Genomic DNA, 26,229 nt, shown 5'->3' on the forward strand with positions numbered 1-26,229 from the left:
TTTAATTAATAGTTATTTTTAGATTAGTTTTAAATTTAAATACCATTTATTTTATTTTGCATATACCAAGAATTGCAGATATAAAATCTGGATTATTCCTACCAACAAAAAAATAAACGTTTTATTATGTCATTAAATAGTAGAAATACTATTTTGACTTTTGTAGAAGTTAACCTATGATTCAATACCTTATTTGTATGGTTACTTTTGAATATGACTTCTTAATTTTCAAAAGCTTGAATCTTTAAATTAATTTATTGCATTGTATATATTGCTTACAATACATTGTAAAGCAGTACAAATATAGAATAAATTGAAATATCTTTTAAAAAAAAATTATAAAAATGAAGTATGTTTTAATGCTTTAAAAGAAGGTATTTATAAAAAAAAGGAGGTAATTTTCACCTCCTTTTTTTAACATTAAAATATAAGCTATTATGATAAAGCTTCTTTTATTTGTTTAATGGCTTTTCGAAGTTGCTCTTCTGAAGCAGCATAAGACATTCTTATACATTCTGGCGCTCCAAATGATTCTCCTGAAACGGTTGCTACATTTGCTTCTGCTAATAAGAATAGAGAAAAATCTGCTGCGTTTTCAATTTTATGTCCTTTAATTTCTTTTCCAAAGAAAGCCGAAATATTTGGGAATACATAAAACGCACCTCCAGGAATATTCAATTCAAACCCATCAATTTCTCCTAATAATTCTAAAACAATATCTCTACGTTTATGAAACTCGTCAACCATGTATTGTATTTTAGAAATAGGCGCTTCTAAAGCTGTTATAGTTGCGCGCTGTGCAATACAGTTAGCTCCTGAAGTAATTTGCCCTTGCATTTTTGTACAAGCTTTTGCAATCCATTCAGGTGCTCCTATATAACCAATTCTCCAACCGGTCATTGCAAAAGCTTTTGCAATACCATTTACTGTAATTGTTCTGTCGTACATATTTTCAATAGCTGCAAAACTAAAAACAGGTTCGCCATAGCTAACATGTTCATATATTTCATCAGATAAAATATAAATATTCGGGTGTTTTTCTAATACTTTTGCTAAAGCTCTATATTCATCTTCACTGTAAATTGTTCCACTTGGGTTGTTAGGTGAATTAAAAAATATCATTTTAGTTTTTGGCGTAATTGCAGCGTCTAATTGTTCCGGAGTAATTTTGAAATTAGTTTCAATAGTAGAAGGGATTTCTTTAAAAGTAGCTTCAGATAAAATTGTAATTGCAGAATAGCTTACCCAATAAGGAGCTGGTAATAAAACTTCATCTCCAGGATTTAACAAAACTTGTGCTACGTTAGCAATTGATTGTTTTGCTCCTGTTGAAACTACAATCTGACTTGGTTTATAATCTAAATTATTATCGCGCTTAAATTTATTACAAATAGCTTGTTTTAAATCCATATAACCATCAACCGGGCTGTATGAACTGTAATTGTCGTGAATAGCTTGTATAGCGGCTTCTTTAATAAATTCAGGAGTATTAAAGTCTGGTTCTCCTAAACTCAAACTAATAATGTCTTTTCCTTGTCCTTTTAATTCTCTTGCTTTGGCTGCCATAGCCAATGTTGCTGAAATTGGTAAACTGTTAATTCTGTTTGATAGTTGATTGCTCATAACATAAAGTTTAGGCGTAGGCTGGTTCTACACCTAGAGTTTTTAGTTGTTTAAAATGTTCGATAATAGCTTTTCGCATGGTTTTATATTCGTTATAAGGTAAATTAAATTCTAAAGCTGTTTCTTTAACAATTTTAGCTATTTTATTATAATGAATATGTGAAATATGCGGGAAAATATGATGTTCAACTTGATGATTCAAACCTCCGGTATACCAAGAAACAAATTTATTAGTAGGAGCAAAATTTGATGTTGTATATAATTGATGTACAGCCCAAGTGTGTTCTAAATTTCCTTCTTTGTTTGGTAAAGGCATTTCAGTTTTTGGTACTATATGTGCTAATTGAAAAACCACACTTAAAATCATTCCGGCAGTATAATGCATCACAAAAAATCCAATTAATACTTTCCACCAAGCTATGTCTAAAACAGTTATAGGAAGTACAATCCAAAGTAAGTAGTAAATTATTTTTGTAATTATTAAAACTGTCCATTCTTTAGCAGGATTAGGAAATTCTCCATAAGAAAGTTTGCGTTTTAAATAGCTGCGCATTTGTTTGAAATCGGTAGTAATAGCCCAATTAATAGTTAATAATCCATATAAAAAAAAGGAATAATACTTTTGAAATTTATGAACTTGTAGCCATTTAGCATGTTTTGAAAAACGGATTATCCTACCTGCATCAATATCTTCGTCATGTCCTTGTATATTAGTAAAAGTGTGGTGCAATACATTGTGTTGCACTTTCCAATTATATACATTACCGGCAAGTATATAAATACTGCTTCCCATTAATTTATTTACCCATTTTTTGCTTGAAAAAGAATCATGGTTGCTATCGTGCATTACATTCATTCCAACTCCGGCTAAACCTACTCCAATAACTACTGTTAATAAAAGTAATACCCATTGAGGCATTGAAACTGTTAATATCAAAATTAAAGGCACTAAAAACAAACTAAACATAATAATGGCTTTTGTATACAATTTCCAGTTTCCTGTTCGTTTAATTTTATTTTCTTTAAAATGAGAATTTACTCTTTTGTTAAGAGTCCTAAAAAATTTTGCTTTATCTATTCTTGAAAAGCTTATTGTGTTGTTAATCATAATTTTATTTAAGTATCATAAAAGATAAATTATCGCCAAAAATAAGCCATTTATATTTCGTAAAAGAAATTTTGGGAAAAAAATAACATTTTTTTGAAAGATGTTAATTTTATTTAAGAAACTGTAAATTTGTTGCAATAAATATACATATATGGAAGTAATTTTAAAATACTTTTCAAATTTATCGGACAATCAAGTAGCACAATTTTCTAAATTAGAAGAATTATATACCTATTGGAATGAACAAATCAATGTAATATCGAGAAAAGATATAGATGAATTATATATAAGACACGTTTTACATTCATTAGGAATTGCTAAAGTACAACCATTTAAACCAAATGCTAAAATACTAGATATTGGTACCGGAGGAGGTTTTCCGGGAATTCCGTTAGCTATTTTATTTCCTGAAACTGAATTTCATTTAGTTGATTCAATTGGAAAAAAAATTAAAGTTGTAAATGAGGTTACTAAAGCTCTTGGTTTAAAAAATGTGAAGGCTGAGCATGTTAGAGCAGAATTGGTTAAAGATGAATTTGATTTTGTAGTGTCAAGAGCAGTTACTAAAATGGATGATTTTGTAAAATGGACACGCGATAAAATTTCTAAAAAACAAAAGCACACCTTAAAAAATGGTATTTTATATTTAAAAGGAGGAGATTTAACAGATGAACTAGTTAATTTTCCCAAAGCAACTTTGTATAATTTAACAGATTTTTTCCAAGAAGATTTTTTTGACACAAAAAAAGTGGTACATATTCCAATAAAAAAGAAATAATATGATTTTTGTTATCTTTTTTATAAAAAATAAAAGATAAATTTGTCTTTTATAAAATGATATTTATGGAACACAAAAAAGAGTGCCTAGTTTGCAAAAAAACTTTAGAAGAAATACCGGTAACTAAATTTTATTACCAGGATAGTTATTTTTATTTATGCCCACAACATATACCTGTTTTAATTCATAGCCCTCAAGAATTAGTGGGTTTGTTACCAGATGTAGATAAAATAAGAGGAGTGTAAGTAAAAAAAGTGATATTAGTTACATATTTTTAAAATAAAAAATTTATTATTGCACTTTGTAATTTTGTGGTTATGATAATGATTAAGTGATTTTTTGTAAAAAAACTTAATTAATTTACATATAAAGAAATTTTATTATCAAAAATGAACTAATTTGTTGCTTTATCTTTATTTTATCTAAAAACCCTTATTAAATTGGATGAAATGATGGAGTTTATAAATAAACATACGCGATAATAAAATGTTTAAACATTAGTAAAGAAAAACTCGCCGAAAGGCGAGTTTTTTATTGTTGTTAATTTTTGAACTTGCTCTTTAAATCTTTACCAAGTTCTTTCAATTTTTCTACGGCACTTTCAACTTCTTTTTCAACAGTTTCAATAGTGCTTTCCTTTAAAAATGGGTATCTGTAATCTGTTGGAGGTACAAAAGTTTCTTTAATTGTACGGTTGCTTACCCAACGTAATAAGTTCCAAACAGAACCTGCTTTGTCGTTAGTTCCGGAACCACGGGCACCACCAAACGGTTGTTGTCCTACAACAGCTCCTGTTGGTTTGTCATTAATATAAAAGTTACCTGCTGCATTTTCTAGTTTATTTGTTGCTATATCAATCACATATCTGTCTCCACTAAAAATTGCTCCTGTTAAAGCATATTCACTGGTTTTGTCAACTAGGTCTAAAGTTTCTTCCCATTTTTCATCTTCGTAAACATAAATTGTAAGGATAGGCCCAAACAATTCGGTACTCATTGTTTTGTATTGAGGATTTGTAGTTAAAATAACAGTTGGTTCAATAAAATAACCTACAGAATCATCATAGTTTCCTCCAATAATAATTTCAGCATCAGCATCTTCTTTTGCTTTATCTATATAACTTGATAGTTTATCAAAAGCTCTTCTGTCAATTACAGCATTGATAAAATTAGTGGTATCATCAGGAGCTCCCATTTTAAAGGAAGCAATATCTTTTTCGATTGATGTTTTAATAGATTCCCATAAACTTTTTGGTAAATAAGCACGAGATGCAGCAGAGCATTTTTGACCTTGGTATTCAAAAGCACCTCTTGAAATTGCTGTGGCTACTTCTTGAGCATTAGCTGTTGGATGTGCCCAAATAAAATCTTTACCTCCTGTTTCACCTACAATTCTAGGGTACGATTTATACTTGCCTACATTTTTACCAATAGTTTCCCAAAAACTGTTAAATACTGGTGTAGATCCTGTAAAATGAACACCTGCAAAATCCGGATTATTCAATAAAACATCTGTAATTGTGCCGGAATCTCCTGTTACCATATTAATAACACCATCCGGTAATCCTGCAGCTTTAAACAGTTCCATAATTACTTGAGCTGAATAAACTTGAGATCTTGCAGGTTTCCAAATAACAACATTACCCATTAAAGCCGGTGAAGCCGGTAAGTTTCCTGCAATTGATGTAAAATTAAAAGGAGTAATTGCATACACAAAACCTTCTAACGGACGGTATTCCATTCGGTTCCATATTCCGGGAGCAGATTGTGGCTGATTGCTGTATATTTCAGTCATAAATTCAACATTAAATCTGAAAAAATCAATCAATTCACAAGCTGAATCAATTTCTGCCTGAAATACGTTTTTAGATTGTGCAATCATTGTTGCAGCGTTTAATTTATTACGGAATGGTCCTGCTAATAATTCAGCAGCCTTCAAAAATATAGCAGCTCTGTGTTCCCAGCTTGTAGCAGCCCATTTTACACGAGCTTCAACAGCATTTTTAACGGCCAATTCAATATGCTCTTTATCGGCAGTATGATATTTTCCAACACAATGTTTATGATCGTGTGGAGGGTGAATATCTATAGTATTTCCTGTTTTATATTCTTTTCCTCCAATATAAAATGGAATATCAACTTGTTCGTTATACATTTTTTTGTATGTATCTAACAAAGCTCTTCGCTCTGGAGTTCCCGGAGCATACGATTTAACAGGTTCATTTACTGCTTTTGGTACTTTATAAAATCCTGAAGCCATTGTATTTATTTTTAAGTTTTTTAATTTAAATTTGCTAACAAAGTTACGAAATTGAAACGACTTTTATAGGAATAAACCAATACTCTGTATCTTAATTTTAACAGCATGTGTACCGTTACTTTTTTGCCTTTATCAAACAATGATTTTATATTAACTTCTAACAGAGATGAACAAAAAGAAAGAGAAACTTTTCATCCTAAAATTTATGAAGAAGATGGGGTCAAAATGCTTTTTCCAAAAGATAAATTGGCTGGAGGAACTTGGATTGGTATTAGTTCAAAAAAGAAATTGGTTTGTGTTTTAAACGGAGCTTTTAAAAAACATAAAAGAAAAGATAGCTACACTAAAAGTAGAGGTGTTATTGCGAAAGAACTTTTAAAAGAAGGAGATAACAATAAGTTTATTGAAAATATGGATTTGAGAGGGGTTGAGCCTTTTACTATGGTTATTATTGATTGGAGTAAAAATGAAATAAACTTATTTGAATGGATTTGGGATGAAAAGCAGAAGTATTTTAAAAAACTAAAAAATGAACCTAAAATTTGGGCTTCTTCAACTTTATATACTGATGAAGTTAAAAATTTAAGAAAAGAATGGTTTAGTAATTGGATTGATACCAATGAATTTACGCTAAATAGGATTTTGGAATTTCATCATTCTGAAATTGGAGATAAAAAACAAGCTGTTTTAATGAAGCGTTCTTATGTTGAAACTGTGAGTATTACTTCAGTAAGAAAAGATAGAAACACTGTTGAGATGTATTATGAAGATGTTGTTAAGAGAGAAATTTCTAATCTGGTTTTAAGGTAGCAGTTTTTATTTTTTAATTACTGATGTTTGGCACCATTAATTGAAACGTAGGAATATATACTTTAAATGTTCTGGTAGTAGTAAAATTAACCATATTATAAAAACCATTCATAGCTCCAATAGGAGAAGTTAAAAAACAATTGGATTTGTAAGTGTGTATTTGCGATGGTTTTAAAATAGGTTTTTTGCCAATAACACCAACACCATCAACAATTTCGGTATTATTTAAAGAATCAAAAATTTTCCAATGACGTTCTAAAAGTTGAACGGTATCGTTACTCTGATTTTCAATGGTAACTTGGTAAGAAAAGGCAAAATAAAGCTTGTAATTTCTATAGCTGGTGCCTTCAAATTTAGAAATTACTGAAATTTTAATTCCATTTGTTACTTGTTGTACCATAGTAGTTTACTACTTTGTTTTTCATTTCAAAGATAGTAAAATTATTAAATCAAAACTTAGTTGTTTATTTTTTCGGAATTTGCAAATCCAACACCAATCACTTTATCGTATCTACTTCCAAACTTTTTGTAGTAAACAATTACGGTGTAATCATTTTCGGTTTGGTAAAAAGAACCATCAATATCGTGATTACTTATAATACCATTTTTGTCTTTTGTTACATATTGATAATTATAAAATCCTTGTTTAAATAATAAAGTAGCTTCATACAAACCGGTTTTTGGGTTATATGTTAGTTTGTTTGATTCTCCTAAATGCCAGTTATTATAATTTCCATGAATAAACAGTTCTTTTCCTGTAAGATCCTCCAATGTTTCAAGAGAAAAATGAACCCAACTGTAATCGGCATCGGTATTGGTATAATCACTTTCAAGAGTTCGGAGAATAAAATTCCCGTTTATATCGGGAAAACGTGTGTAAGGTTGATCAATTCTCTCTTCATCTGTATATAAATAGGTGTTGTATAAATCATCACCAAGTTCAATATTAGCAATGTTTAATGTTGTATTTCGGATAGATTTAGTGTCAAAATACAAAAACTCGTTTCCTCCCCAAAAACTGGTTTCTTTGTTGTATTTATAAAGCAATTCGTTTCCTCTGTAAAATTGAGGTTTTAATCCTGTAATTGCAGTTTGCCAATTGTTATTTTGAAGTATAACGGGTTTAACTTCTTCGCTTGGGTTATTTATGGTGAAATTAGGGTGATTAATAACAAATTCTACAGATTGTTTTTCGTTTATATAACTAATATTTCTGCTTCTGTAAACTGAAACTCCAACAGTTACAACAGGTTCGTAAACAATAAACTTACGTTTAAAAACAATTTTAGAATCCTCATTTAATACAGAGATTGTATAATTCCCCGAAATTTTAATTTGTGTATTGTCATTGGGAATTGTTAAGGTATAATTTGTATAAGGTTGTAATGTGTTGAAAGAATTCTCATAGTCTCTTATTCTATCTTCAGCATAGCCATCAATAAATTCTGAATCAGTTAAGTTTGAAGGTTGCCAATCAAAAGTGCAATGTTCTATTTTGTAAGTATAATCATGTTCATCAGCATTTAAATCGTCAAAACTAAGTGTCAGTTTTTCTCCAAGTTCAATAATTGGCGCGTAATTATTTACTGAAGTTGGTTTTAAAATAATGGTTTTAATATTTTCTGATTCAAAATAATGGGTTTGAGAAAAACCAATTTGAAATAGGAAGAATGCACAAATAAACAATAAAAGATGTTTCAAGATAAATTGAATTAGTGTTGATGTTAATTTAGCAAATGTTATACCAAAAATATAATTGTAAAGGTAATAAAACTGAGATTGATAAAGCAAGTTGATATTTGTTACATAAAAAATTAAAAAAAATGTTATAAACTACATGATAAATTCTTATTTTTGCTCAGTTTTCTAAGACTATTAAATAAACTTAAAATATGTCACAAGACATTCGAATTAAAAAAGGATTAGATATTAAGCTGAAAGGTGAAGCCGAGAAAGTTACCGAGGATGCAATATCTAGTAATGTATACACATTAAAACCTGAAGATTTCCACTCTATCATTCCAAAATTATCATTAAAAGTTGGCGAAAAGTTAAAAGCTGGGCAATCAGTTTTTTACAGCAAAGCTAATCAAGATATTAAATTTCCTTCGCCTGTTAGTGGTGAATTGGTTGATGTTATTCGTGGAGAAAAGAGAAAAATATTAGCGTTCAAAATTCAAGCTGATAACGAACAGCAATTTGTTGATTTTGGAATTAAAGATCCAAAAGCAATGAAAGCTGAAGAAGTTAAAAGTCATTTGCTGGAGGCCGGTTGCTGGCCGTTTATTAAGCAAAGACCGTATGATGTAATTGCAAACCCAACTAAAACGCCAAAGGCAATATTTGTGTCTGCATACGCCAGTGCACCTTTAGCTGCTGATTATGATTATGTTTTGGAAGGTAAAGAAAAAGAATTACAAGCTGCAGTTACTGCATTAAGTAAACTTACTGAGGGAGAAGTTCATGTTTCGGTTGGTAAAAGTTCCAGTTCTCAATTTGCAGGGCTAAATAATATTACTTTACATAAAGTTTCAGGTCCACACCCTTCTGGAAATGTTAGTACACAAATTGCAAAAATAGATCCTATAAATAAAGGAGAAGTTGTTTGGACTGTTACTCCTCAGGATTTAGTAATTATTGGAGAATTATTGTTAACAGGCAAATTTAATGCTGAGCGTGTTATTGCTTTAGCAGGTTCATCAGTTAAAGCTCCAAAGTATTACAAAACAAAAATAGGAGCTTCTATAGATTCAATTGTTAAGGGTAAACTTAATGAAGTAAGTAAAAGAATTATTAGCGGAAATGTACTAACAGGTAAAGCGAAAGATTTAAAAGGGAATTTAGGTTATTACGATAATATAGTTACTGTTATACCTGAAGGTGACGATTATGAGATGTTTGGCTGGAATAAACCTGTTTTCAAAAAAATATCAACAACAAGAGCTTTAACTTTTTCTTGGTTATTTCCTAATAAAAAATACGATTTAAATACAAATACAAACGGTGAGCATAGAGCTTTTGTGGTTACAGGTTCTTATGAAGAAGTTTTTCCTTTAGATATTTATCCAATGCAAATTCTAAAATCTTGCATGTATCAAGATTTAGATGAAATGGAAAAATTAGGAATGTACGAAGTAGCACCTGAAGATTTTGCTTTAACAGAATTTATTTGTGTGTCTAAACAACCACATCAGGAAATTATAAGAAAAGGTTTAGACTTAATGTTAAAAGAAATAGGATAAAATTATGGGATTAAAAGAAAAATTACATAATATAAAAGAAAAAGGTAAAGGTAAAAAGTGGGCACCTGCTTTTGGAGCACTTCATACTTTTTTATACACACCTAATGACACTACACACTCTGGTGGTCATGTTAGAGCGGCAGATGATTTAAAAAGAACAATGACAATTGTTGTGTTAGCTTTAATACCTTGTTTAATATTTGGAATGTTCAATACAGGATATCAGCATTTTCAAGCTTTTGGAGAGCCGGTAGACTTTTTATCTTGGGATGCATTTTGGATTGGGTTTTTAAAGTTATTACCTCTTATAATTGTTTCTTATGTTGTTGGATTAGGTATTGAAGTTCTTTTCGCAATAATTAAAGGACACGAAGTTGAAGAAGGATATTTTGTAACAGGTATGTTAGTTCCTCTTATTGTTCCTGTAGATATACCTTTATGGATGCTTGCTGTAGCAGTTGTTTTTGGAGTAGTAATTGGAAAAGAAGTTTTTGGTGGTACCGGAATGAATATTTTAAATCCGGCTTTAGTTATTAGAGCATTCTTGTTCTTTGCTTATCCAACTTGGATGAGTGGTGATAAAGTTTGGGTTACAGGAGCTGCAGAAAGAGCTAACCAAATTATTGAAGGAGCCAATCTCGATGCCGTTTCAGGTGAAACTATTTTAGGAAGCCTAGCACAAGGAACAGATCTTGGATACTCAGTTTCAGATATGTTTTTCGGTTTTATACCGGGGTCAGTTGGTGAAACATCAACATTTTTAATATTATTGGCAGGATTGTTTTTAATATTTACTAAAGTTGGTAGTTGGAGAATCATGTTATCATCAGTTATTGGAGCAATAGTAATGGGATTAATTTTCAATAGTGTTGTAGATTTTGGTTGGATTCAAGAAGGAACTAAATTTTATACTTTAATGAACACGCCATATTGGCATCATTTATTATTGGGAGGTTTTGCTTTTGGAATTGTTTTTATGGCAACAGATCCGGTTACAGCTTCTCAAACTACTAAAGGAAAATGGATTTATGGATTTTTAATAGGATTCTTTTCAATAATGATTCGTGTTTTCAATCCTGCATATCCGGAAGGCGTTATGTTAGCAATACTATTAATGAATGTATTTGCTCCAACAATTGACCATTATGTGGTTCAAGGTAACGTTAAAAGAAGATTAAAACGTTTAAAAGTAAAAACAGCTTAACAAATGGCAAAAAATACTGAAAGTAACGTATATACAGTACTGTTTGCAACAGGAATGGTACTTGTTGTAGGAATATTATTAGCTTACGTAGCTTCATCATTAAGTGATAAAATTTCTGAAAATAAACGTATTGAAAAGCAACAGAATATTTTATACGCAATGGGAGTTAATGAAAATGATGAAAGTAGTGTTTCATTTGTTTCAAAAGATATTGTTGGTGATGAATTCTCTAAATACATAACTAAACAATTAGTAATAACCGGAACGGAGGCAGTAGAAGACAGTACGGCATATTTAATTGATATTAAAAAAGAAGCTGAATTAGCAAAAAAAGCTACCTATAAGCGTAGATTACCATTATTTATAGGAAATAAAGATGGAAGAGATTTTTATATAATTCCTGTTAGAGGTAAAGGTTTGTGGGATGCTATTTGGGGATATGTAGCACTAGATAATCAATTAGTGGTACAAGGAGTTTATTTTGATCATGCTGGTGAAACACCGGGATTAGGATCAAATATTAAAGAACGTTTTTTTATGGATGATTTTACCGGAGAGCATATTTTAGATGGAGATAGTTTTAAAGGAATTACTGTAGCTAAAGGGAATGCTGATCCAAAAAACATGGATAAAACGGATTTTGAAGTAGATGCAATAGCTGGAGCAACAATTACAGGGAATGGTTTAGCAGCTATGTTAAAAAAAGATTTAAAAATGTATCTACCATATTTAAAAACAATAAAGCAATAATTTATGGGACTTTTATCGAAAAAAGACGCAAAATTAATTAAAGATCCTTTAGCAGATAATAACCCAATTACCATTCAGGTATTAGGTATATGTTCTGCATTAGCAATTACAGCTGAGTTAAAAGCATCAATTGTAATGTCTATTGCAGTATTATTTGTATTAGGAGTTGGAAATGTTGTTATATCATTATTAAGAAACATCATTCCTCCAAAAATTAGAATTATAGTACAATTAATTGTAGTTGCAGCTCTTGTAATTATTGTTGATTTAGTGTTAAAAGCTTTTGCTTACGAATTAAGTAAAACACTTTCTGTATTCGTTGGTTTAATTATTACCAACTGTATCATTATGGGGCGTTTTGAAGCATTTGCTTTAGCTAACGGACCTTGGAGATCTTTCTTAGATGGTATAGGAAACTCTTTAGGATATGCAGTAATTTTAATAATAGTAGGGTTTTTTAGAGAACTTTTAGGATCTGGTACTTTATTAGGATTTAGAGTTTTAGGAGATCCTATAGAAAAAACAGGTGTTTATGCCTTTGGTTATGAAAATAATGGTTTTATGCTATTAGCACCAATGGCTTTAATTACTGTAGGAATTATTATATGGGTACAGCGTTATAAAAATACAGATTTAATAGAAGAGCATTAAAATTAGTTCTCAGTTACAGTAATTAATTTACTGAAAAACTGAAAACTGAAAACTAAAATATATGGAACATATAGAATTATTTTTTAAGTCAATATTTGTAGATAACATGGTGTTTGCTACATTCTTAGGAATGTGTTCATACCTTGCAGTATCTAAAAAAGTGTCAACCGCAGTAGGTTTAGGAGCTGCAGTAATTTTCGTAATGGCAATTACAGTTCCTTTAAACTGGCTGTTAGATACTTATATATTAAAAGATGGCGCTTTAGCTTGGTTGGGCCCTGAATATGCTCAATACGATTTAAGCTTTTTATCTTTTATAATGTTTATTGCTACCATTGCTACAATGGTACAATTAGTTGAAATTATAGTTGAGAAATTTTCTCCGGCATTATATAACTCATTAGGTATCTTTTTGCCTTTAATAGCTGTAAACTGTGCTATTTTAGGAGGTTCACTATTTATGCAATCTCGTGAAATACCATCTTTAGGTTTAGCTTTTAATTATGGTATTAGTTCAGGTATTGGTTGGTTTTTAGCAATTTTAGCTATTGCAGCAATTCGTGAAAAAATTAGATATTCAAATGTACCCGGGCCATTAAGAGGTTTAGGAATTACTTTTATAATTACAGGATTAATGGCGATAGGATTTATGAGTTTTGGAGGAATGTTAACAGGAGGTGATGAAGAAAAAGCTGAAACAAAAACTGTACAAGTAGAGACAACTAAAGAGGCTAATGATTTAGCTAATAATCAAAAAGAAATTAAAGAATAAACATGATATTAGCAGTAAATACTATAGGTACAATTGTTGCAACAGTAATAGCATTTTTAGTTTTAACACTGTTATTGGTTGCATTATTATTGGTTGTGAAAGAAAAGTTAGCACCATCAGGCCCTGTAAAAATTAAAATTAACGGAGAAAAAGAAATTGAAGTAGCTTCAGGAGGATCTTTATTATCTACTCTTGGAAATGCTAAAATATTTTTACCATCAGCTTGTGGTGGCGGTGGTACTTGTATCCAGTGTGAATGTCATGTGCATTCTGGAGGTGGCGAAGCATTACCTACAGAAACACCTCATTTTACTAGAAAAGAATTATTAGCAGGAGCTCGTTTAGCTTGTCAGGTAAAAGTTAAACAGGATATGGATATTTCTATTCCTGAAGAAGTGTTTGGTATAAAAAAATGGGAAGCAACTGTTGTTAGAAATTATAATGTAGCTTCTTTTATTAAAGAATTTGTTGTTGAAATTCCGGAGGATATGAATTATAAAGCAGGAGGATATATTCAAATTGAGATACCTCCATGCGAAATAAAATATTCTGATATTGATATTACAGCACACCCTGATGAGCATGAAACGCCAGATAAGTTTAAACAAGAATGGGATAAATTTGGTCTATGGCCATTGGTTATGAAAAACCCTGAAACTATTGAGCGTGCTTATTCAATGGCTTCTTATCCTGCAGAAGGAAGAGAAATAATGTTAAATGTACGTATTGCTACACCACCATGGGATAGAGCTAAAAATGCTTGGATGGATGTAAATCCGGGTATTGCATCATCATATATATTCTCACGTAAACCTGGTGATAAAGTTACTATATCAGGCCCTTATGGTGAGTTCTTTATAAATGAATCTGATGCTGAAATGTTATATGTTGGCGGTGGTGCCGGTATGGCTCCAATGCGTTCACATTTGTATCATTTATTTAAAACATTAAAAACAAATAGAAAGGTAACTTATTGGTATGGTGGTAGATCTAAAAGAGAATTATTCTACTTGGATCATTTCCATCAATTAGAAAAAGTTTTTCCTAACTTTAAGTTTTATGTAGTATTATCAGAGCCATTACCTGAAGATAATTGGGTAAACAAAAAAGATGTAAATGATGCTGAAGGAGATGGTTTTACAGGTTTTGTACATAATGCTGTAATTGACCAATATTTATCAAAACACGACTCTCCTGAAGATATTGAATTGTATTTTTGTGGTCCTCCATTAATGAATAAAGCGGTTGAAAAAATGGGACAAGATTTTGGTTTACCAGATGAAAATATTAGATTTGACGACTTTGGTGGTTAATCTAAATAAATTATAAAATAAAATCCGATACCTTTGTATCGGATTTTTTTATGAACCTATTTTAAATATTATGGGAAGATCACTTACAAATCAAGAATTACACAATTTAGCGATGAATATAGTTGGAAAGGATCTAGAAAGAAGAGGTTTTGAGTTTATTGCAATTAATAGTAAATTAAAAAAACACCCTCAGTTTGTTTGTATTGATAAAAATAACGAGAGATATTTTGTAATAGTGAAAACATCTGAAATAACTGAGAGACCTATAACATTTGATGTGGTTTGGATGGAAACTTTCAAAAATCATGCAAGAAAAAACAATGCAAAAGTTTTATTTGCAGGTGTAGGATTAGGAAGTGTGATAAACAAAAGAGAACCTCCAAAAAAAGATGAAGAATATTTATTACAATACGAAGGATTACAATTGTTGGATGTTGAATTAAACTAATAACAACACTTTGTATAAAACAAAAAAAGCTCGCTATTAGCGAGCTTTTTTTGTTTTAAAATATATGTTATTTAACTTCAACTTTGCTTTCAAGTAAATCGAAGAATTGATCTAATTTAGGCATTAAAACAATACGCGTTCTTCTGTTTCTTGCTCTACCTTCAACAGTATCATTGGTTTCTAATGGCAGATATTCACTTCTACCTGCAGCAATTAAACGTTTAGGGTCAATGTTAAAATCATCTTGTAATACTCTAACAACTGATGTAGCACGTTTAACACTTAAATCCCAGTTGTCTTTCATATCTGCAGTACTTATTGGTTTATTGTCGGTATAACCTTCTACCATAACTTCCATATCAGGTTGAGCACCTACAACTTCAGCTACTTTACCTAACACTCTTTTTGCTTCATTAGATATTGTAGCACTACCGCTTTTGAATAAAAGTTTATCAGCAATTGAAATATAAACTACTGTTTTTTCAACATCTACAACAATGTCTTCATCATTAAATCCTTCTTTTAGGACACTTTTCAATTTAAATCCTAAAGCTAAATTGATAGAATCTTTGCGATTCATGGCTTTTTGAATATGTTGAATGTACTCATCTTTTTTAGCCATTTGTGATAATGTTTCTTTAATATTATCTGATGCAGACTTAGATAATACAGTTAAATTATCAACATACTCTAATGTTTTGTCCTTGTCTTTTTTTAGACTTTCAACTTGTTGTTGAAGCGCAACAACTCTACCTTCATTTTCAACTTTACACTTCATTAAATCAGCCTTAACATCAACAAGTTCTTGGCTTTTTTTAGTAAGTGAATCTTCTAGTTCGGTATACTTTTTTTGTGATACACATGAACTTAGCATCACAGATGCTAAAATCATTAACGCAAATATTTTTCTCATAATTTTAATTATTTAATGTGAACAAATTTAGAAAAAAGATGTTAAAGTTTTACATTTACTAAATAATTTAAGATGAATTTAAGAAATTTTAAAATCTTATATTTACAGGCTTAAATTATAGTGTTTATTAATAAATAACAGAAAATGAAAAGATATATTTTGTATTTGATGGTTTTTATTTTTCTTTCTTGTAAAAATAAAGAGAATAGCTTAAAAACTATTGAAGGCAATGCAATTGGAACCACTTTTTCAATTCGATATTTAGATAACAAAGATGATGTAGAATTTGATACTATGATTGATAGTATTATAAAAAAAGTAAACAATTCTCTTTCCACATATATATCTACATCGGACATTTCAAAAATAAACAAAGGCGATACCACAATTATTGTTGATGAAATTTTTGAAGAAGTATTTTATAAATCTGAAAAAATTTATCAAGAAACCAATGGTATGTTCGATCCAACAGTAGGTGTTTTGGTAAACGCTTGGGGATTTGGACCTGGAGATAAAATAGAAAACTTAGACTCTGTAAAAATAAAAGAACTTTTAAAATATGTAGGTTTTAATAAAGTAAGCCTGATAGATAAAAAGGTGCAAAAATTGTATCCTGAAATTTATTTTGATTTTAATGCTATAGCTAAAGGTTCTTTAGTGGATGATATTGGAAAGCTTTTTGAACAATCAGAAATTGAAAATTATATGGTTGAGATTGGTGGTGAAATAAGAGCAAGAGGCATTAATGATAAAGGTGTGCCTTGGAGAATTGCTATTGAAAACCCTAATTTTGACGGAACACGTTCTTTTGCAACTACTATTCAATTACATAACGAATCTATTGCATCTTCGGGTAATTACAGAAAATACAGAATTGCTGAAGATGGAAAAAAATATGTGCATACCATTAATACCAAAACAGGTTATGCAAACGAGAGTAATTTGTTAAGTGCATCAGTAATTTCAAAATTAGATTGTGCAGATGTTGATGCTTATGCTACAGCTTTAATGGCAATGGGATTGGAAAAATCAAAAGAGTTTTTAGAAAATCACACCGAGTTAAAAGCATTTTTAATTTTTGCTGATGAAAATGGCAATTTAAAAACGTTCAAAACCGAGAATTTCGATAATTAATCTCACTTATTTAAAGCAAACAGGTAATATTTCTCCTTTAGTTAAACAGTATTTAGTAATTTGTTCTTCAGTTAGTTCTTTGGAATAATTAATTTCTTGAACTTTAAAACCAACATTTCTTAAGCGGTCAAAATAATCTTTACCATATATTCTAACATGATCATATTGTCCAAAATGTTTTGCTTTTTCTTCAGGTGAAGTTATTGAAAAATCTTCATAGGTTTTTTCTCTGTTTAAATCTTGTGGAATTTGAAAAATCCCCAAACCACCGGATTTTAAAACTCTATATAGTTCACTCATTGCTTTATGGTCATCTTCAATATGTTCTAAAACATGATTGCATAAAATAACATCAAAGCTATTATCATTAAATGGTAAATCACAAATATCGGCTTTAATATCTACTATTGGAGAATATAAATCGGCAGTAATATAATCTAAGTTTTTTTGTTTTTTAAAAATTTTTAAAAAACATTGCTCAGGAGCAATATGCAACACTTTTTTTTGAGTTGTAAAAAAGTCAGTTTCATTTTTTAAATACAGCCAAAGCAATCGGTGTCTTTCTAACGAAAGTGTGCTTGGAGATAAAACATTTAAGCGTTGTTTTTCATAGCCATAAGGTAAAAACTTTCTAAAACTTTTGCCATCAATAGGGTCAGTATAGTTATTGCCTTTTAAATAAATTGAAATTAATGGTCTAACCCAATAACTAACTTTAATTAAAATTGGGCGAGGTATATTGTTTAATATAAATTTAAAAAGATTCATTAAAGATTTTCTCTAAACTCATCTTCTTCATTACTATCAATACCTAAGGCTTCATAAATATATTTGAAGGTTGATAGTAATTCCGGTTTTCCATTCACTATAGCAACATCGTGTTCAAAGTGAGCACTAGGTTTTCCGTCTTTGGTTAAAATAGTCCACCCATCTTTAAGTTGAGTTATTCTATGTGTTCCTAAATTTATCATTGGTTCAATGGCTACAACCATACCTTCAATAAATTTTTTACCTCTACCTCTACGTCCGTAATTTGGCATTTCAGGATCTTCGTGCATTTCGCTACCTACTCCATGACCAACTAATTCTCTAACAACTCCATAGTTGTGTTTTTCACAATAATTTTGAATGGCACTACCAACATCACCAACTCTATTACCTGCCTTGAATTCACGAATTCCAATATATAAACTTTCTTTAGTAACTTGTAATAGCTTTTTCACATCTTCAGTAACATTTCCAACTTCAAAAGTATAAGCATGGTCACCATGAAATCCGTTTTTATAAGCACCACAATCAATTGATATAATGTCTCCGTCTTCTAACGGTTTATCATTTGGAATTCCGTGTACAACTTGCGCATTCGGACTCATGCATAAACTGTTAGGGAAGTCGTACAATCCTAAAAAACTAGGATAAGCTCCATGAGAACGAATAAATTCTTCTGCAAGTTTGTCTAAATATAATGTAGTTACTCCTGGTTTTACTTCTTTAGCAAGCATACCTAAAGTTTTTGATACTATAAGTGCACTTTCACGCATTAACTCAATTTCTTCGCGAGTTTTAATTTTTATCATGTATTCACAGAATTATTTCGCAAAGGTACTTTAAAAAAAATAATTTCAAAGTTTGATAAATGTTATTTACCACAACTATTGTTGTGCCATAAAGTGACTTTTGACAGGGTTTTTGGTTAAAATGATTTGTAAATTTGATATCTAATTTTAGAATTATAGTTATGTATAAAGCAGTAACGGCTGAAGAAGCTGTAAAAGTTATAAAATCAAACGACAGAGTGTATATTCAGGCTGCAGCGGCAGTTCCACAGGAATTAATCAACGCCATGTCTGCCCGGCACGAGGAACTTAGAAATGTAGAAGTATGCCATTTACATGTTGAAGGAAAAACTCCTTATGCAGATCCAAAGTATAGAGATAGCTTTCATGTAAATTCATTTTTTATTGGTAAAAATGTACGTCACACTTTAAAAGCAGGAAATGGTTCTTATACCCCGGTTTTTTTAAGTGAAGTGCCATTATTGTTTAAAAGAAATATTCTTCCAATTGATGTAGCCTTAATTCAGGTTTCAACTCCAGACAAACATGGATATTGTTCTTTGGGAGTTTCTGTAGAAGCAACGGTGGCAGCTATAAATAATGCAAAACATGTAATAGCTCAAATAAATGAGCAAATGCCAAGAGTTCATGGTGAAGGAATTATCCATATTTCTGAATTGAATACTTTTGTTGAAGTGAATACGCCAATTCCTGAGTTTATAATTCCTGCACCTACTGAGGTGGAAGATAAAATAGGTGATTATGTAGCTGAGTTAATTGATGATAGAAGTACTTTGCAAATGGGTATTGGAACCATACCAAACTCAGTTTTATATAAACTGGGAAACCATAAAGATTTAGGTATACATACTGAAATGCTTTCTGATGGTGTTATCGATTTAATTTTAAATGATGTAATAAACGGAAACTATAAAGGTGTTGGAGCTGGAAGAACTTTAGCTACTTTTTTGGCTGGCACAAAACGTTTGTATGATTATGTTGATGACAATCCTTTTATTGAAATGAGATCATGTGATTATGTAAATGATGTTTATGTTATTAAACAAAATCCTAAAATGGTTTCAATAAATTCAGCGATTCAGGTTGATTTATCCGGTCAAGTTTGCGCAGACTCAATTGGAACAAGATTATATTCCGGTGTTGGTGGTCAAATGGATTTTATAAGAGGTGCATCATTAAGTGAAGGAGGTAAAGCTATAATAGCGATATCTTCAACTACAAAAAAAGGAATTAGTAGAATTGTACCATTTTTATATAAAGGCGCCGGTGTTGTAACAACAAGAGCACATGTACAATATATTGTTACCGAATATGGTGTGGCTAATTTGTATGGTAAAACTATTGAGCAAAGAGCAAGCGAATTAATTAGAATTGCACATCCAGATCATAGGGAGGCAATAGAACGAGAATATTTTGAAGCTTTCAAGTATTAAAATAAAAAAAGCCATTATAAAATTTTATAATGGCTTTTTCACAAAAATATTTAAACAATTAATCTTCGTATGAATGTTTGTAAGGTTGTCCACTTACAATTTTTAGCATATCGGCTTCAATTGATTCTTGAGGATATTCTACAATTCTACCTATTTCTTTTTCATTTTTATAGAAAATAAAAGTAGGTACTCTTTCAATATTGAATCCTTCTTGTAAATTATCTGGAGTTTCTTTACTTCTGTTTACAGTAATAAGTTGGAGGTTCTTATAATTAAAGTCAGAAGCGTCTAAAATTTTATAAAAAACAGGAGTTTGTTCTTTACTGTCTCCACACCAAGTTCCCATAAAGGCTTTTATATGAATATCTTTTAAAAGAGGTTTTAAACTATTTAGCACATCTTCATCAATCTTATAAATATCATAATTTGGTGTAAACCATTTATTAAAAGGTTCTTGTAAAAAGCTTTCTTTATTGGCTACACCTACTAAATTTCCAGATGCGTCTTTAACAGCTGTAACATCCTTTTTTTGAGCAGTACAGCCAATTATAGTTGTAATTAATATAAATAGTAAAATTGTTTTTTTCATGTATTTTAATTTTTAAACTAAAGAATAACGAGTCATTTTTTTAGGTTGTTCAATTCCCATTAATTTTAAAATTGTTGGAGCAACATCTCCTAAAACACCATCTTTAATTTCTTTTAAATCTTTATCAACTAAAATTAAAGGAACAGGATTTGTTGTATGTGCTGTATTTGGTGTTCCATCAGGGTTTATCATGGTTTCACAATTACCGTGATCGGCAATAATAATGGTGGTATAATCATTCTCTAAAGCAGTTGTAACCACATCTTCTACACATTTATCAACTGCTTCACAAGCTTTAATGGCAGCTTCCATAACACCTGTATGCCCAACCATATCACCATTGGCAAAGTTTAAACAAACAAAGTCAACTTCTTTTTTATTTAATTCAGGAATAATAGCATCTCTAATTTCATAAGCACTCATTTCAGGCTTTAAATCGTATGTTGCAACTTTTGGTGATGGACATAAAAGGCGTTTTTCACCTTTAAATTCTTGCTCTCTTCCTCCTGAAAAGAAAAAAGTTACGTGTGGATATTTTTCGGTTTCGGCAATTCTTATTTGTTTTTTACCGGCTTTTTCCAATACTTCACCTAAAGTTTCTTCTAAATTATCGGTATTGTAAATTACTTTGATGTTTTTAAAAGTTTCATCATAATTGGTCATTGTAACATAGTAAAGCGGTAAAGTTTTCATACCAAAATCCGGTAAATCTTCTTGGCTAAGTACTTGCGTTAGTTCTCTACCTCTATCTGTTCTGTAATTAAAGAAAATAACAACATCATCAGCTTCTATTTTAGCTTTAGGTGTGTCATTTTCATCAGTCATTATAATAGGTTTTATAAACTCATCAGTTACATCGTTGCTATAACTTTCTTCAATACTTTTAATAGCATTGGTAGATTTTATTCCTGTAGCATTAACAACAGCATCATAAGCTATTTTTACACGATCCCATCTTTTATCTCTGTCCATAGCAAAATAGCGTCCAGTTATTGAAGCCAATTCACCGGTTGTATTATTCATGTATTCCTGAATATCATTTATAAAGAATTTACCCGATTTTGGATCGCAATCTCTTCCGTCAGTAAATGCATGTAAGTATATGTTTTTAACATTATTTTCGTTTGCAACATCTAATAAACCTTTTAAATGATCAATATGAGAATGAATTCCTCCATCAGAAACTAATCCTAATAAATGAATATTTTTATTATTTTCTTTGGCATAAGAAAGCGCATCTAGTAATACTTTTTCAGTTCCTAATGTTTTGTTTTCTACAGCCATATTTATTCTAACCAAGTTTTGGTAAACAATTCTACCGGCACCTAAATTCATATGTCCTACTTCGCTATTACCCATTTGACCTTTAGGTAAACCAACATGTTCGCCGTCTGTACGTAAACTTGCGTTAGGATATTTAGGATATAAACTATCAATAAAAGAAGTTTTAGCATTAAAAACTGCAGATACTTTAGGATCTTGTGTTATTCCCCAGCCATCTAAAATCATTAAAATTACTTTCTTATTCATTATAAATATGTATTAGTTTTTTTGTATGCCAAATATACAAAGTAATACGTTTAACATCATTTAATTGGCTGTTAATTATAGTTAAAGTTACTAAAACGATTTAGAAAGTTTTGTTTTAATTTATTTAGTTTGTGCTTCTTACATCAGTTTTTGTAAACTTCACATCAACCGAAAGTTAAAGAGTTGTTAATTAACAGTTTTAAGTATAACAAAATCTTCTTTTTAGAGTCTTTATAGTATAAAACCACATTAACCTAAAATAATATTATTATGAAAAAACTAGTTTTATTAATTGCTTTATTAACATTTACTTTTGGTTTTGCAAAATCAGAAAATTCAATAGTAAATGATGAAATAAATTCGGTTATTTATAATACGAATGTCAATCCATTTTGTAAGTTAATACAAATGGGAGATTATGATGCCGTAAAAGCACTAATTGAAGAAGGGCAAGATATTAATCAAAAATCTACAGGTTTAACTCCATTAATGTTTGCTGCACGCCATAATAAAGTTGATATAGTTACTTTATTAATTAAGAGTGGTGCAAAACTTAAAATAAAATCAGATAGAGGAGGTTATACTGCTTTAGATTACGCTAAAATGTCTAATGCTACAGAAGCTTATGATATTATTAAAAAAGCTATGGAAATGAAAAAAAATAAAAAATAGATTTGTTTAAATAAATAATTAAGGTTGAATTTTAATTCAGCCTTAATTTTATTTTTGATATTTTTCTATTGCTTCTTTAATTTTCTCAATTCTATTTTCAGGATCAGGGTGTGTGCTCATTCTTTCAGGAGTTCTGTTAGGTCCTGCAGCCTCTTTAAGTATTTCCATAACGCCAATCAACTCGATTGGATTATATCCGGCATCAATCATGAATCTAACACCCAATTCATCACTTTCCAATTCATCATCTCTTCCATAACTCATATTTATAACATTTGCAATTGCAGCAGCTCCGGCAGCAGTGCTGGGATCAAACCCAACAGCAACACCACTTAAAATACCTTGAGTCAATCCTTGTTTTGCCATTCTTTCTGCAGAATGCCGTCCAACAACGTGTCCTATTTCATGCCCTAAAACTCCGGCTAATTGATCTTCATTTTCTAATCTTGAAAATAAAGCGTAAGTTATAAATATTTGTCCGCCAGGTAATGCAAAAGCATTAATTGTTTCAGGATCTCTAAGCAAATGAAAGTCGTATTTATATGGAGTTTGATTGGCTACGCTGCTATTCACCAATTTTTGACCAACTTGGTCTACAAATTTCTGGTAGTTTTGATCAGGATATAATCCGCCATGTTGTTGTGCCATTTCTGGAGCGCTTTGTAATCCAATAGCAATTTCTTCATCTGAAGTCATGGATATATGCTGTTTTTTACCTGTATATTCATTAACTTCACTATTTGAATAGTATTTAAATAGCGTAAACAAAACAATAGCTACTCCTATTAAAAGGTTGATTTTTGTATTTCTTTTTCTCATTTTTAGTTGATTTTTTTGTAAATATACAAAGTTAATTATTTGTATATCAAATGAAAAATTTTAAAAAAAAGATAAAAGGTTGGTATTTTTCAATGTTGTTTAGGCATAAATAGTTCTTTTTCATTGGTTAAAAAAGAATAATTAGTAACCAGAGTTACTGATATTCGTATATTATCACTTATATTTGCGCCAAATTTAAAAATAATTTAAAATGAGTTTTTTCGGTTTATTTGGAGGAGGAAACAGTGGGGCATCTATTGAGGATTATTTAAAAGAGGGTGCAGTTGTAATAGATGTTAGAACAGTTGAGGAATTTAAAAGTGGTCATGTAAATGGTTCTAAAAACATTGTTTTAGATACAATTCCACAAAAAGTTAATCAGATTAAAGCAATGAATAAGAAAATAATTGCCGTATGTAGAAGTGGAGCCAGAAGTGGGCAAGCAACTTCATTTTTAAAGCAACACGGTATTGATGTTATTAATGGCGGACCTTGGCAAAACGTTGCTAAGTTTGTGAATTAATTATTGGTAAAAAATATAAAAAAAGGGGAGCATTTGCTCCCCTTTTTTATTAACATATATTTAATAAAATACTTATTAATAAATAAATAATTTAGTGTTTATGTAAAAATTATGACTATTTTACATGTAAAAAGGAATGTTTTTATATTTTTACTAAAAATATATATTATGAATAAAATGTTTTTATTTTTTCTTGTTTTTATTGGACTCAAAGCTTACTCTCAAGATATTGATCTTCTTATATCTGATGTAGAACCTCAAGTAATAGAATGGAGAAGGTATTTTCATGAAAATCCAGAATTGTCTAACAGAGAGTTTAAAACTTCTGAAAAAATAGCTGATTTTTTAAAGAAATCGGGCTTAGAGGTTCAAACAGGAATAGCATATACTGGAGTTGTAGGAATATTAAAAGGAGGAAAACCGGGACCGGTAATTGCTCTAAGGGCTGATATTGATGGTTTGCCAGTAACTGAAAGAGTTGATGTACCTTTCGCATCAAAAGTCAAAAGTAATTATAATGGTATTGAAACTGGTGTAATGCACGCTTGCGGTCACGACACACATATAGCTATATTAATGGGAACAGTAGAAGTTCTTTCTAAAATGAAAAAAGATATAAAAGGGACTGTCAAATTTATTTTTCAACCTGCAGAAGAAGGTCCACCACCGGGAGAAAATGGAGGAGCTAAAATGATGGTTGAAGAAGGAGTGCTAAAAAATCCTGAGGTTGAAGCCATTTTCGGATTGCATATAAGTTCTGGAACTGATGTTGGTATAATTGAGTACAAACCTGCAGGTACAATGGCTGCGGCTCAACGTTTTGTAATTAAAGTTAAAGGGAAACAAACGCATGGATCAAGACCTTGGGGAGGAGTAGATCCAATTGTGGTTTCAGCCCAAATAATTAATGGGTTACAAACTATAATAAGTAGAGACACCGAATTAACTAAAGAAGCCGCTGTTATTTCTGTTGGTTTAATTAGAGGAGGTGTGCGAAATAATATTATACCTGAAGAGGTTGAAATGATAGGAACTATTAGAACATTAGATGAAGCTATGAAAATAAAGTTGAATGAAGAAATGTTAAGAAGGGTGCCTGCTATTGCAGAAGCTTATGGTGCAAAGGCAGAGATTACTATAGAAGGAGGGTTGCCAATAACTTATAATGATGTGGATTTAGTGAATAAAATGTTGCCTTCATTACAAAAAGCTGCAGGTAAAAATAATGTTCACTTAATAAATGCGGTTACTGGTGCTGAAGATTTTTCTTATTTTCAAAAAGAAATTCCTGGATTTTATTTCTTTTTAGGAGGAAAGCCTTTAGATGTTAAGAAAGAAGACGCTGCTTCACATCACACACCAGATTTTTATATTGATGAAAGTGGTCTAAAATTAGGGGTTAAATCTTTTGTTAATTTGGTATTGGATTATACTGGTAGTTAAGAAAAACATCTGTAAAATACACCAAGCCCACATTATGTGGGCTTTTTTAACGTTAAGGGGTCATCAGATTTAATAAAAATTTAACATTTTTTTAGTTCGTTTTATTCCGAACTAAAAACTTTTTTTGTCAAAATTTTTGTAATGATTTCTGAAGAAGATTTAATAAAAGAAAAATTAGCATTGGTAGAAGAGCTTGGGGTACATTTTGAGAGCAGTGATAATTTACCACCTTTAGCTGCAAGAATTGCTGTTTATTTAATATTAAGTGGTATAGAGGGAGCAACTTTTGAAGAGCTCGTAGAAAAATTAGAAGCAAGTAAAAGTTCAATTTCTACAAATTTACATTTACTTCAGTCTATGGAGAGAATTACATATTATACAAGATGTGGAGATAGAAAGAGACATTTCACAATATCACCTAACCATGTTATTTCAAGGTTAGAAGAAAAAATTGATTTATGGGAAAAAGAAAAAAGTAATCATCAAAAAGTACAAGATTATAAGCAAAAGATTATAAAATTTAATAAAAAATATAATGAGAATAATTTAGGACTAGAATTTAACCAGCAGTACATAGAGTTTATTAATAAAATGATAAGCCATTTAGCCGAATTAAAAAAAATATACTAACGATTATA

Annotated in this window: 27 protein-coding genes; 16 read left to right on the forward strand and 11 right to left on the reverse strand. The window is 30.4% G+C overall.

What is annotated here, in order from left to right:
• Nucleotides 1-435: 435 nt before the first annotated feature.
• Nucleotides 436-1,623: a pyridoxal phosphate-dependent aminotransferase gene (locus tag HGB55_RS09930; protein ID WP_211047380.1), complete on the reverse strand. Its 1,188-nt coding sequence runs from the start codon at nt 1,621-1,623 to the stop codon at nt 436-438.
• Between the two features lie 10 nt (nt 1,624-1,633).
• A complete protein-coding gene (locus HGB55_RS09935; protein WP_168816743.1) occupies nt 1,634-2,731 on the reverse strand; it encodes an acyl-CoA desaturase in 1,098 nt (365 codons plus the stop codon).
• A gap of 151 nt (nt 2,732-2,882) precedes the next feature.
• On the opposite strand from HGB55_RS09935, the gene rsmG reads away from it, so the two are divergent.
• Entirely contained in the window at nt 2,883-3,509 is a 627-nt protein-coding gene (gene rsmG, locus HGB55_RS09940) for a 16S rRNA (guanine(527)-N(7))-methyltransferase RsmG (protein WP_168816744.1), read from the forward strand.
• 65 nt (nt 3,510-3,574) lie between these two features.
• Nucleotides 3,575-3,754 (forward strand): hypothetical protein, encoded by a 180-nt coding sequence (locus HGB55_RS09945; protein ID WP_168816745.1) that lies wholly within the window; start codon nt 3,575-3,577, stop codon nt 3,752-3,754.
• Between the two features lie 295 nt (nt 3,755-4,049).
• On the opposite strand, the gene pruA is transcribed toward HGB55_RS09945, so the two are convergent.
• Complete coding sequence (pruA, locus tag HGB55_RS09950; RefSeq protein WP_168816746.1) at nt 4,050-5,768, reverse strand: L-glutamate gamma-semialdehyde dehydrogenase; 1,719 nt, start codon at nt 5,766-5,768, stop codon at nt 4,050-4,052.
• A 105-nt stretch (nt 5,769-5,873) separates the two neighbouring features.
• Between pruA and HGB55_RS09955 the strand changes: the two genes are divergently transcribed.
• The gene (locus HGB55_RS09955; protein WP_247649201.1) at nt 5,874-6,578 is read left to right on the forward strand and encodes an NRDE family protein; all 705 of its coding nucleotides are present in this window, start codon (nt 5,874-5,876) and stop codon (nt 6,576-6,578) included.
• Nucleotides 6,579-6,591: 13 nt separating this feature from the next.
• Here the strand turns inward: HGB55_RS09955 and apaG are convergent, their stop codons facing one another.
• Both apaG and HGB55_RS09965 read right to left on the reverse strand, forming a co-directional pair.
• Nucleotides 6,592-6,978 (reverse strand): Co2+/Mg2+ efflux protein ApaG, encoded by a 387-nt coding sequence (apaG, locus tag HGB55_RS09960; RefSeq protein ID WP_168816747.1) that lies wholly within the window; start codon nt 6,976-6,978, stop codon nt 6,592-6,594.
• A 56-nt stretch (nt 6,979-7,034) separates the two neighbouring features.
• Nucleotides 7,035-8,279: a DUF5103 domain-containing protein gene (locus tag HGB55_RS09965; RefSeq protein WP_211047381.1), complete on the reverse strand. Its 1,245-nt coding sequence runs from the start codon at nt 8,277-8,279 to the stop codon at nt 7,035-7,037.
• A 191-nt stretch (nt 8,280-8,470) separates the two neighbouring features.
• Between HGB55_RS09965 and HGB55_RS09970 the strand changes: the two genes are divergently transcribed.
• The 7 genes from HGB55_RS09970 (at nt 8,471) to HGB55_RS10000 (ending at nt 14,958) form a co-directional block, all read left to right on the forward strand.
• Entirely contained in the window at nt 8,471-9,820 is a 1,350-nt protein-coding gene (locus tag HGB55_RS09970) for a Na(+)-translocating NADH-quinone reductase subunit A (RefSeq protein ID WP_168816748.1), read from the forward strand.
• Between the two features lie 4 nt (nt 9,821-9,824).
• Nucleotides 9,825-11,024, forward strand: a complete 1,200-nt coding sequence (locus HGB55_RS09975) for an NADH:ubiquinone reductase (Na(+)-transporting) subunit B (protein ID WP_168816749.1) — start codon at nt 9,825-9,827, stop codon at nt 11,022-11,024.
• Between the two features lie 3 nt (nt 11,025-11,027).
• Entirely contained in the window at nt 11,028-11,774 is a 747-nt protein-coding gene (locus tag HGB55_RS09980) for a Na(+)-translocating NADH-quinone reductase subunit C (RefSeq protein WP_168816750.1), read from the forward strand.
• A 3-nt stretch (nt 11,775-11,777) separates the two neighbouring features.
• On the forward strand, nt 11,778-12,425 hold the full coding sequence (locus HGB55_RS09985; RefSeq protein ID WP_168816751.1) for an NADH:ubiquinone reductase (Na(+)-transporting) subunit D: 648 nt from the start codon (nt 11,778-11,780) through the stop codon (nt 12,423-12,425).
• A gap of 61 nt (nt 12,426-12,486) precedes the next feature.
• The gene (nqrE, locus tag HGB55_RS09990; RefSeq protein WP_168816752.1) at nt 12,487-13,197 is read left to right on the forward strand and encodes an NADH:ubiquinone reductase (Na(+)-transporting) subunit E; all 711 of its coding nucleotides are present in this window, start codon (nt 12,487-12,489) and stop codon (nt 13,195-13,197) included.
• 2 nt (nt 13,198-13,199) lie between these two features.
• Complete coding sequence (gene nqrF, locus HGB55_RS09995) at nt 13,200-14,510, forward strand: NADH:ubiquinone reductase (Na(+)-transporting) subunit F (protein ID WP_168816753.1); 1,311 nt, start codon at nt 13,200-13,202, stop codon at nt 14,508-14,510.
• A 70-nt stretch (nt 14,511-14,580) separates the two neighbouring features.
• Entirely contained in the window at nt 14,581-14,958 is a 378-nt protein-coding gene (locus HGB55_RS10000; protein WP_168816754.1) for a Na(+)-translocating NADH-quinone reductase subunit F, read from the forward strand.
• A 67-nt stretch (nt 14,959-15,025) separates the two neighbouring features.
• On the opposite strand, the gene HGB55_RS10005 is transcribed toward HGB55_RS10000, so the two are convergent.
• Nucleotides 15,026-15,871 (reverse strand): OmpA family protein, encoded by an 846-nt coding sequence (locus HGB55_RS10005; RefSeq protein WP_168816755.1) that lies wholly within the window; start codon nt 15,869-15,871, stop codon nt 15,026-15,028.
• Nucleotides 15,872-16,015: 144 nt separating this feature from the next.
• Here HGB55_RS10005 and HGB55_RS10010 point away from each other — a divergent pair, with 144 nt between their 5' ends.
• The gene (locus HGB55_RS10010) at nt 16,016-17,005 is read left to right on the forward strand and encodes an FAD:protein FMN transferase (protein ID WP_168816756.1); all 990 of its coding nucleotides are present in this window, start codon (nt 16,016-16,018) and stop codon (nt 17,003-17,005) included.
• 6 nt (nt 17,006-17,011) lie between these two features.
• Here HGB55_RS10010 and HGB55_RS10015 read toward each other — a convergent pair whose 3' ends face one another.
• Both HGB55_RS10015 and map read right to left on the reverse strand, forming a co-directional pair.
• The gene (locus HGB55_RS10015) at nt 17,012-17,773 is read right to left on the reverse strand and encodes a class I SAM-dependent methyltransferase (protein WP_168816757.1); all 762 of its coding nucleotides are present in this window, start codon (nt 17,771-17,773) and stop codon (nt 17,012-17,014) included.
• Nucleotides 17,773-18,582 (reverse strand): type I methionyl aminopeptidase, encoded by an 810-nt coding sequence (gene map, locus HGB55_RS10020; RefSeq protein WP_168816758.1) that lies wholly within the window; start codon nt 18,580-18,582, stop codon nt 17,773-17,775. The genes HGB55_RS10015 and map overlap by 1 nt, the downstream gene beginning before the upstream one ends.
• Nucleotides 18,583-18,743: 161 nt before the next feature.
• On the opposite strand from map, the gene HGB55_RS10025 reads away from it, so the two are divergent.
• Entirely contained in the window at nt 18,744-20,015 is a 1,272-nt protein-coding gene (locus tag HGB55_RS10025) for an acetyl-CoA hydrolase/transferase family protein (RefSeq protein ID WP_168816759.1), read from the forward strand.
• Between the two features lie 58 nt (nt 20,016-20,073).
• Here the strand turns inward: HGB55_RS10025 and HGB55_RS10030 are convergent, their stop codons facing one another.
• Nucleotides 20,074-20,604: a thioredoxin family protein gene (locus HGB55_RS10030; protein WP_168816760.1), complete on the reverse strand. Its 531-nt coding sequence runs from the start codon at nt 20,602-20,604 to the stop codon at nt 20,074-20,076.
• Nucleotides 20,605-20,616: 12 nt separating this feature from the next.
• Entirely contained in the window at nt 20,617-22,134 is a 1,518-nt protein-coding gene (gene gpmI, locus HGB55_RS10035; RefSeq protein WP_168816761.1) for a 2,3-bisphosphoglycerate-independent phosphoglycerate mutase, read from the reverse strand.
• Between the two features lie 270 nt (nt 22,135-22,404).
• On the opposite strand from gpmI, the gene HGB55_RS10040 reads away from it, so the two are divergent.
• Nucleotides 22,405-22,806 carry an ankyrin repeat domain-containing protein gene (locus tag HGB55_RS10040; RefSeq protein ID WP_168816762.1) on the forward strand — a complete coding sequence of 134 codons (402 nt, stop codon included), beginning with the start codon at nt 22,405-22,407 and terminating at the stop codon, nt 22,804-22,806.
• Nucleotides 22,807-22,854: 48 nt separating this feature from the next.
• Here HGB55_RS10040 and HGB55_RS10045 read toward each other — a convergent pair whose 3' ends face one another.
• Nucleotides 22,855-23,625, reverse strand: coding sequence for a M48 family metalloprotease (locus tag HGB55_RS10045; RefSeq protein WP_168816763.1), 771 nt, complete (start codon nt 23,623-23,625; stop codon nt 22,855-22,857).
• A 211-nt stretch (nt 23,626-23,836) separates the two neighbouring features.
• Here HGB55_RS10045 and HGB55_RS10050 point away from each other — a divergent pair, with 211 nt between their 5' ends.
• The 3 genes from HGB55_RS10050 to HGB55_RS10060 all read left to right on the forward strand — a co-directional run bounded on the left by HGB55_RS10050 (nt 23,837) and on the right by HGB55_RS10060 (nt 26,221).
• Nucleotides 23,837-24,148, forward strand: a complete 312-nt coding sequence (locus HGB55_RS10050; protein WP_168816764.1) for a rhodanese-like domain-containing protein — start codon at nt 23,837-23,839, stop codon at nt 24,146-24,148.
• 168 nt (nt 24,149-24,316) lie between these two features.
• Nucleotides 24,317-25,591: an amidohydrolase gene (locus HGB55_RS10055; protein ID WP_168816765.1), complete on the forward strand. Its 1,275-nt coding sequence runs from the start codon at nt 24,317-24,319 to the stop codon at nt 25,589-25,591.
• 141 nt (nt 25,592-25,732) lie between these two features.
• Nucleotides 25,733-26,221 (forward strand): GbsR/MarR family transcriptional regulator, encoded by a 489-nt coding sequence (locus HGB55_RS10060; protein ID WP_168816766.1) that lies wholly within the window; start codon nt 25,733-25,735, stop codon nt 26,219-26,221.
• The last annotated feature ends 8 nt before the right edge of the window (nt 26,222-26,229 follow it).

Origin of the sequence: Lutibacter sp. B1 (assembly GCF_012524075.1) — a bacterium.
In the GTDB taxonomy this organism is placed as follows: Bacteria; Bacteroidota; Bacteroidia; order Flavobacteriales; family Flavobacteriaceae; genus Lutibacter.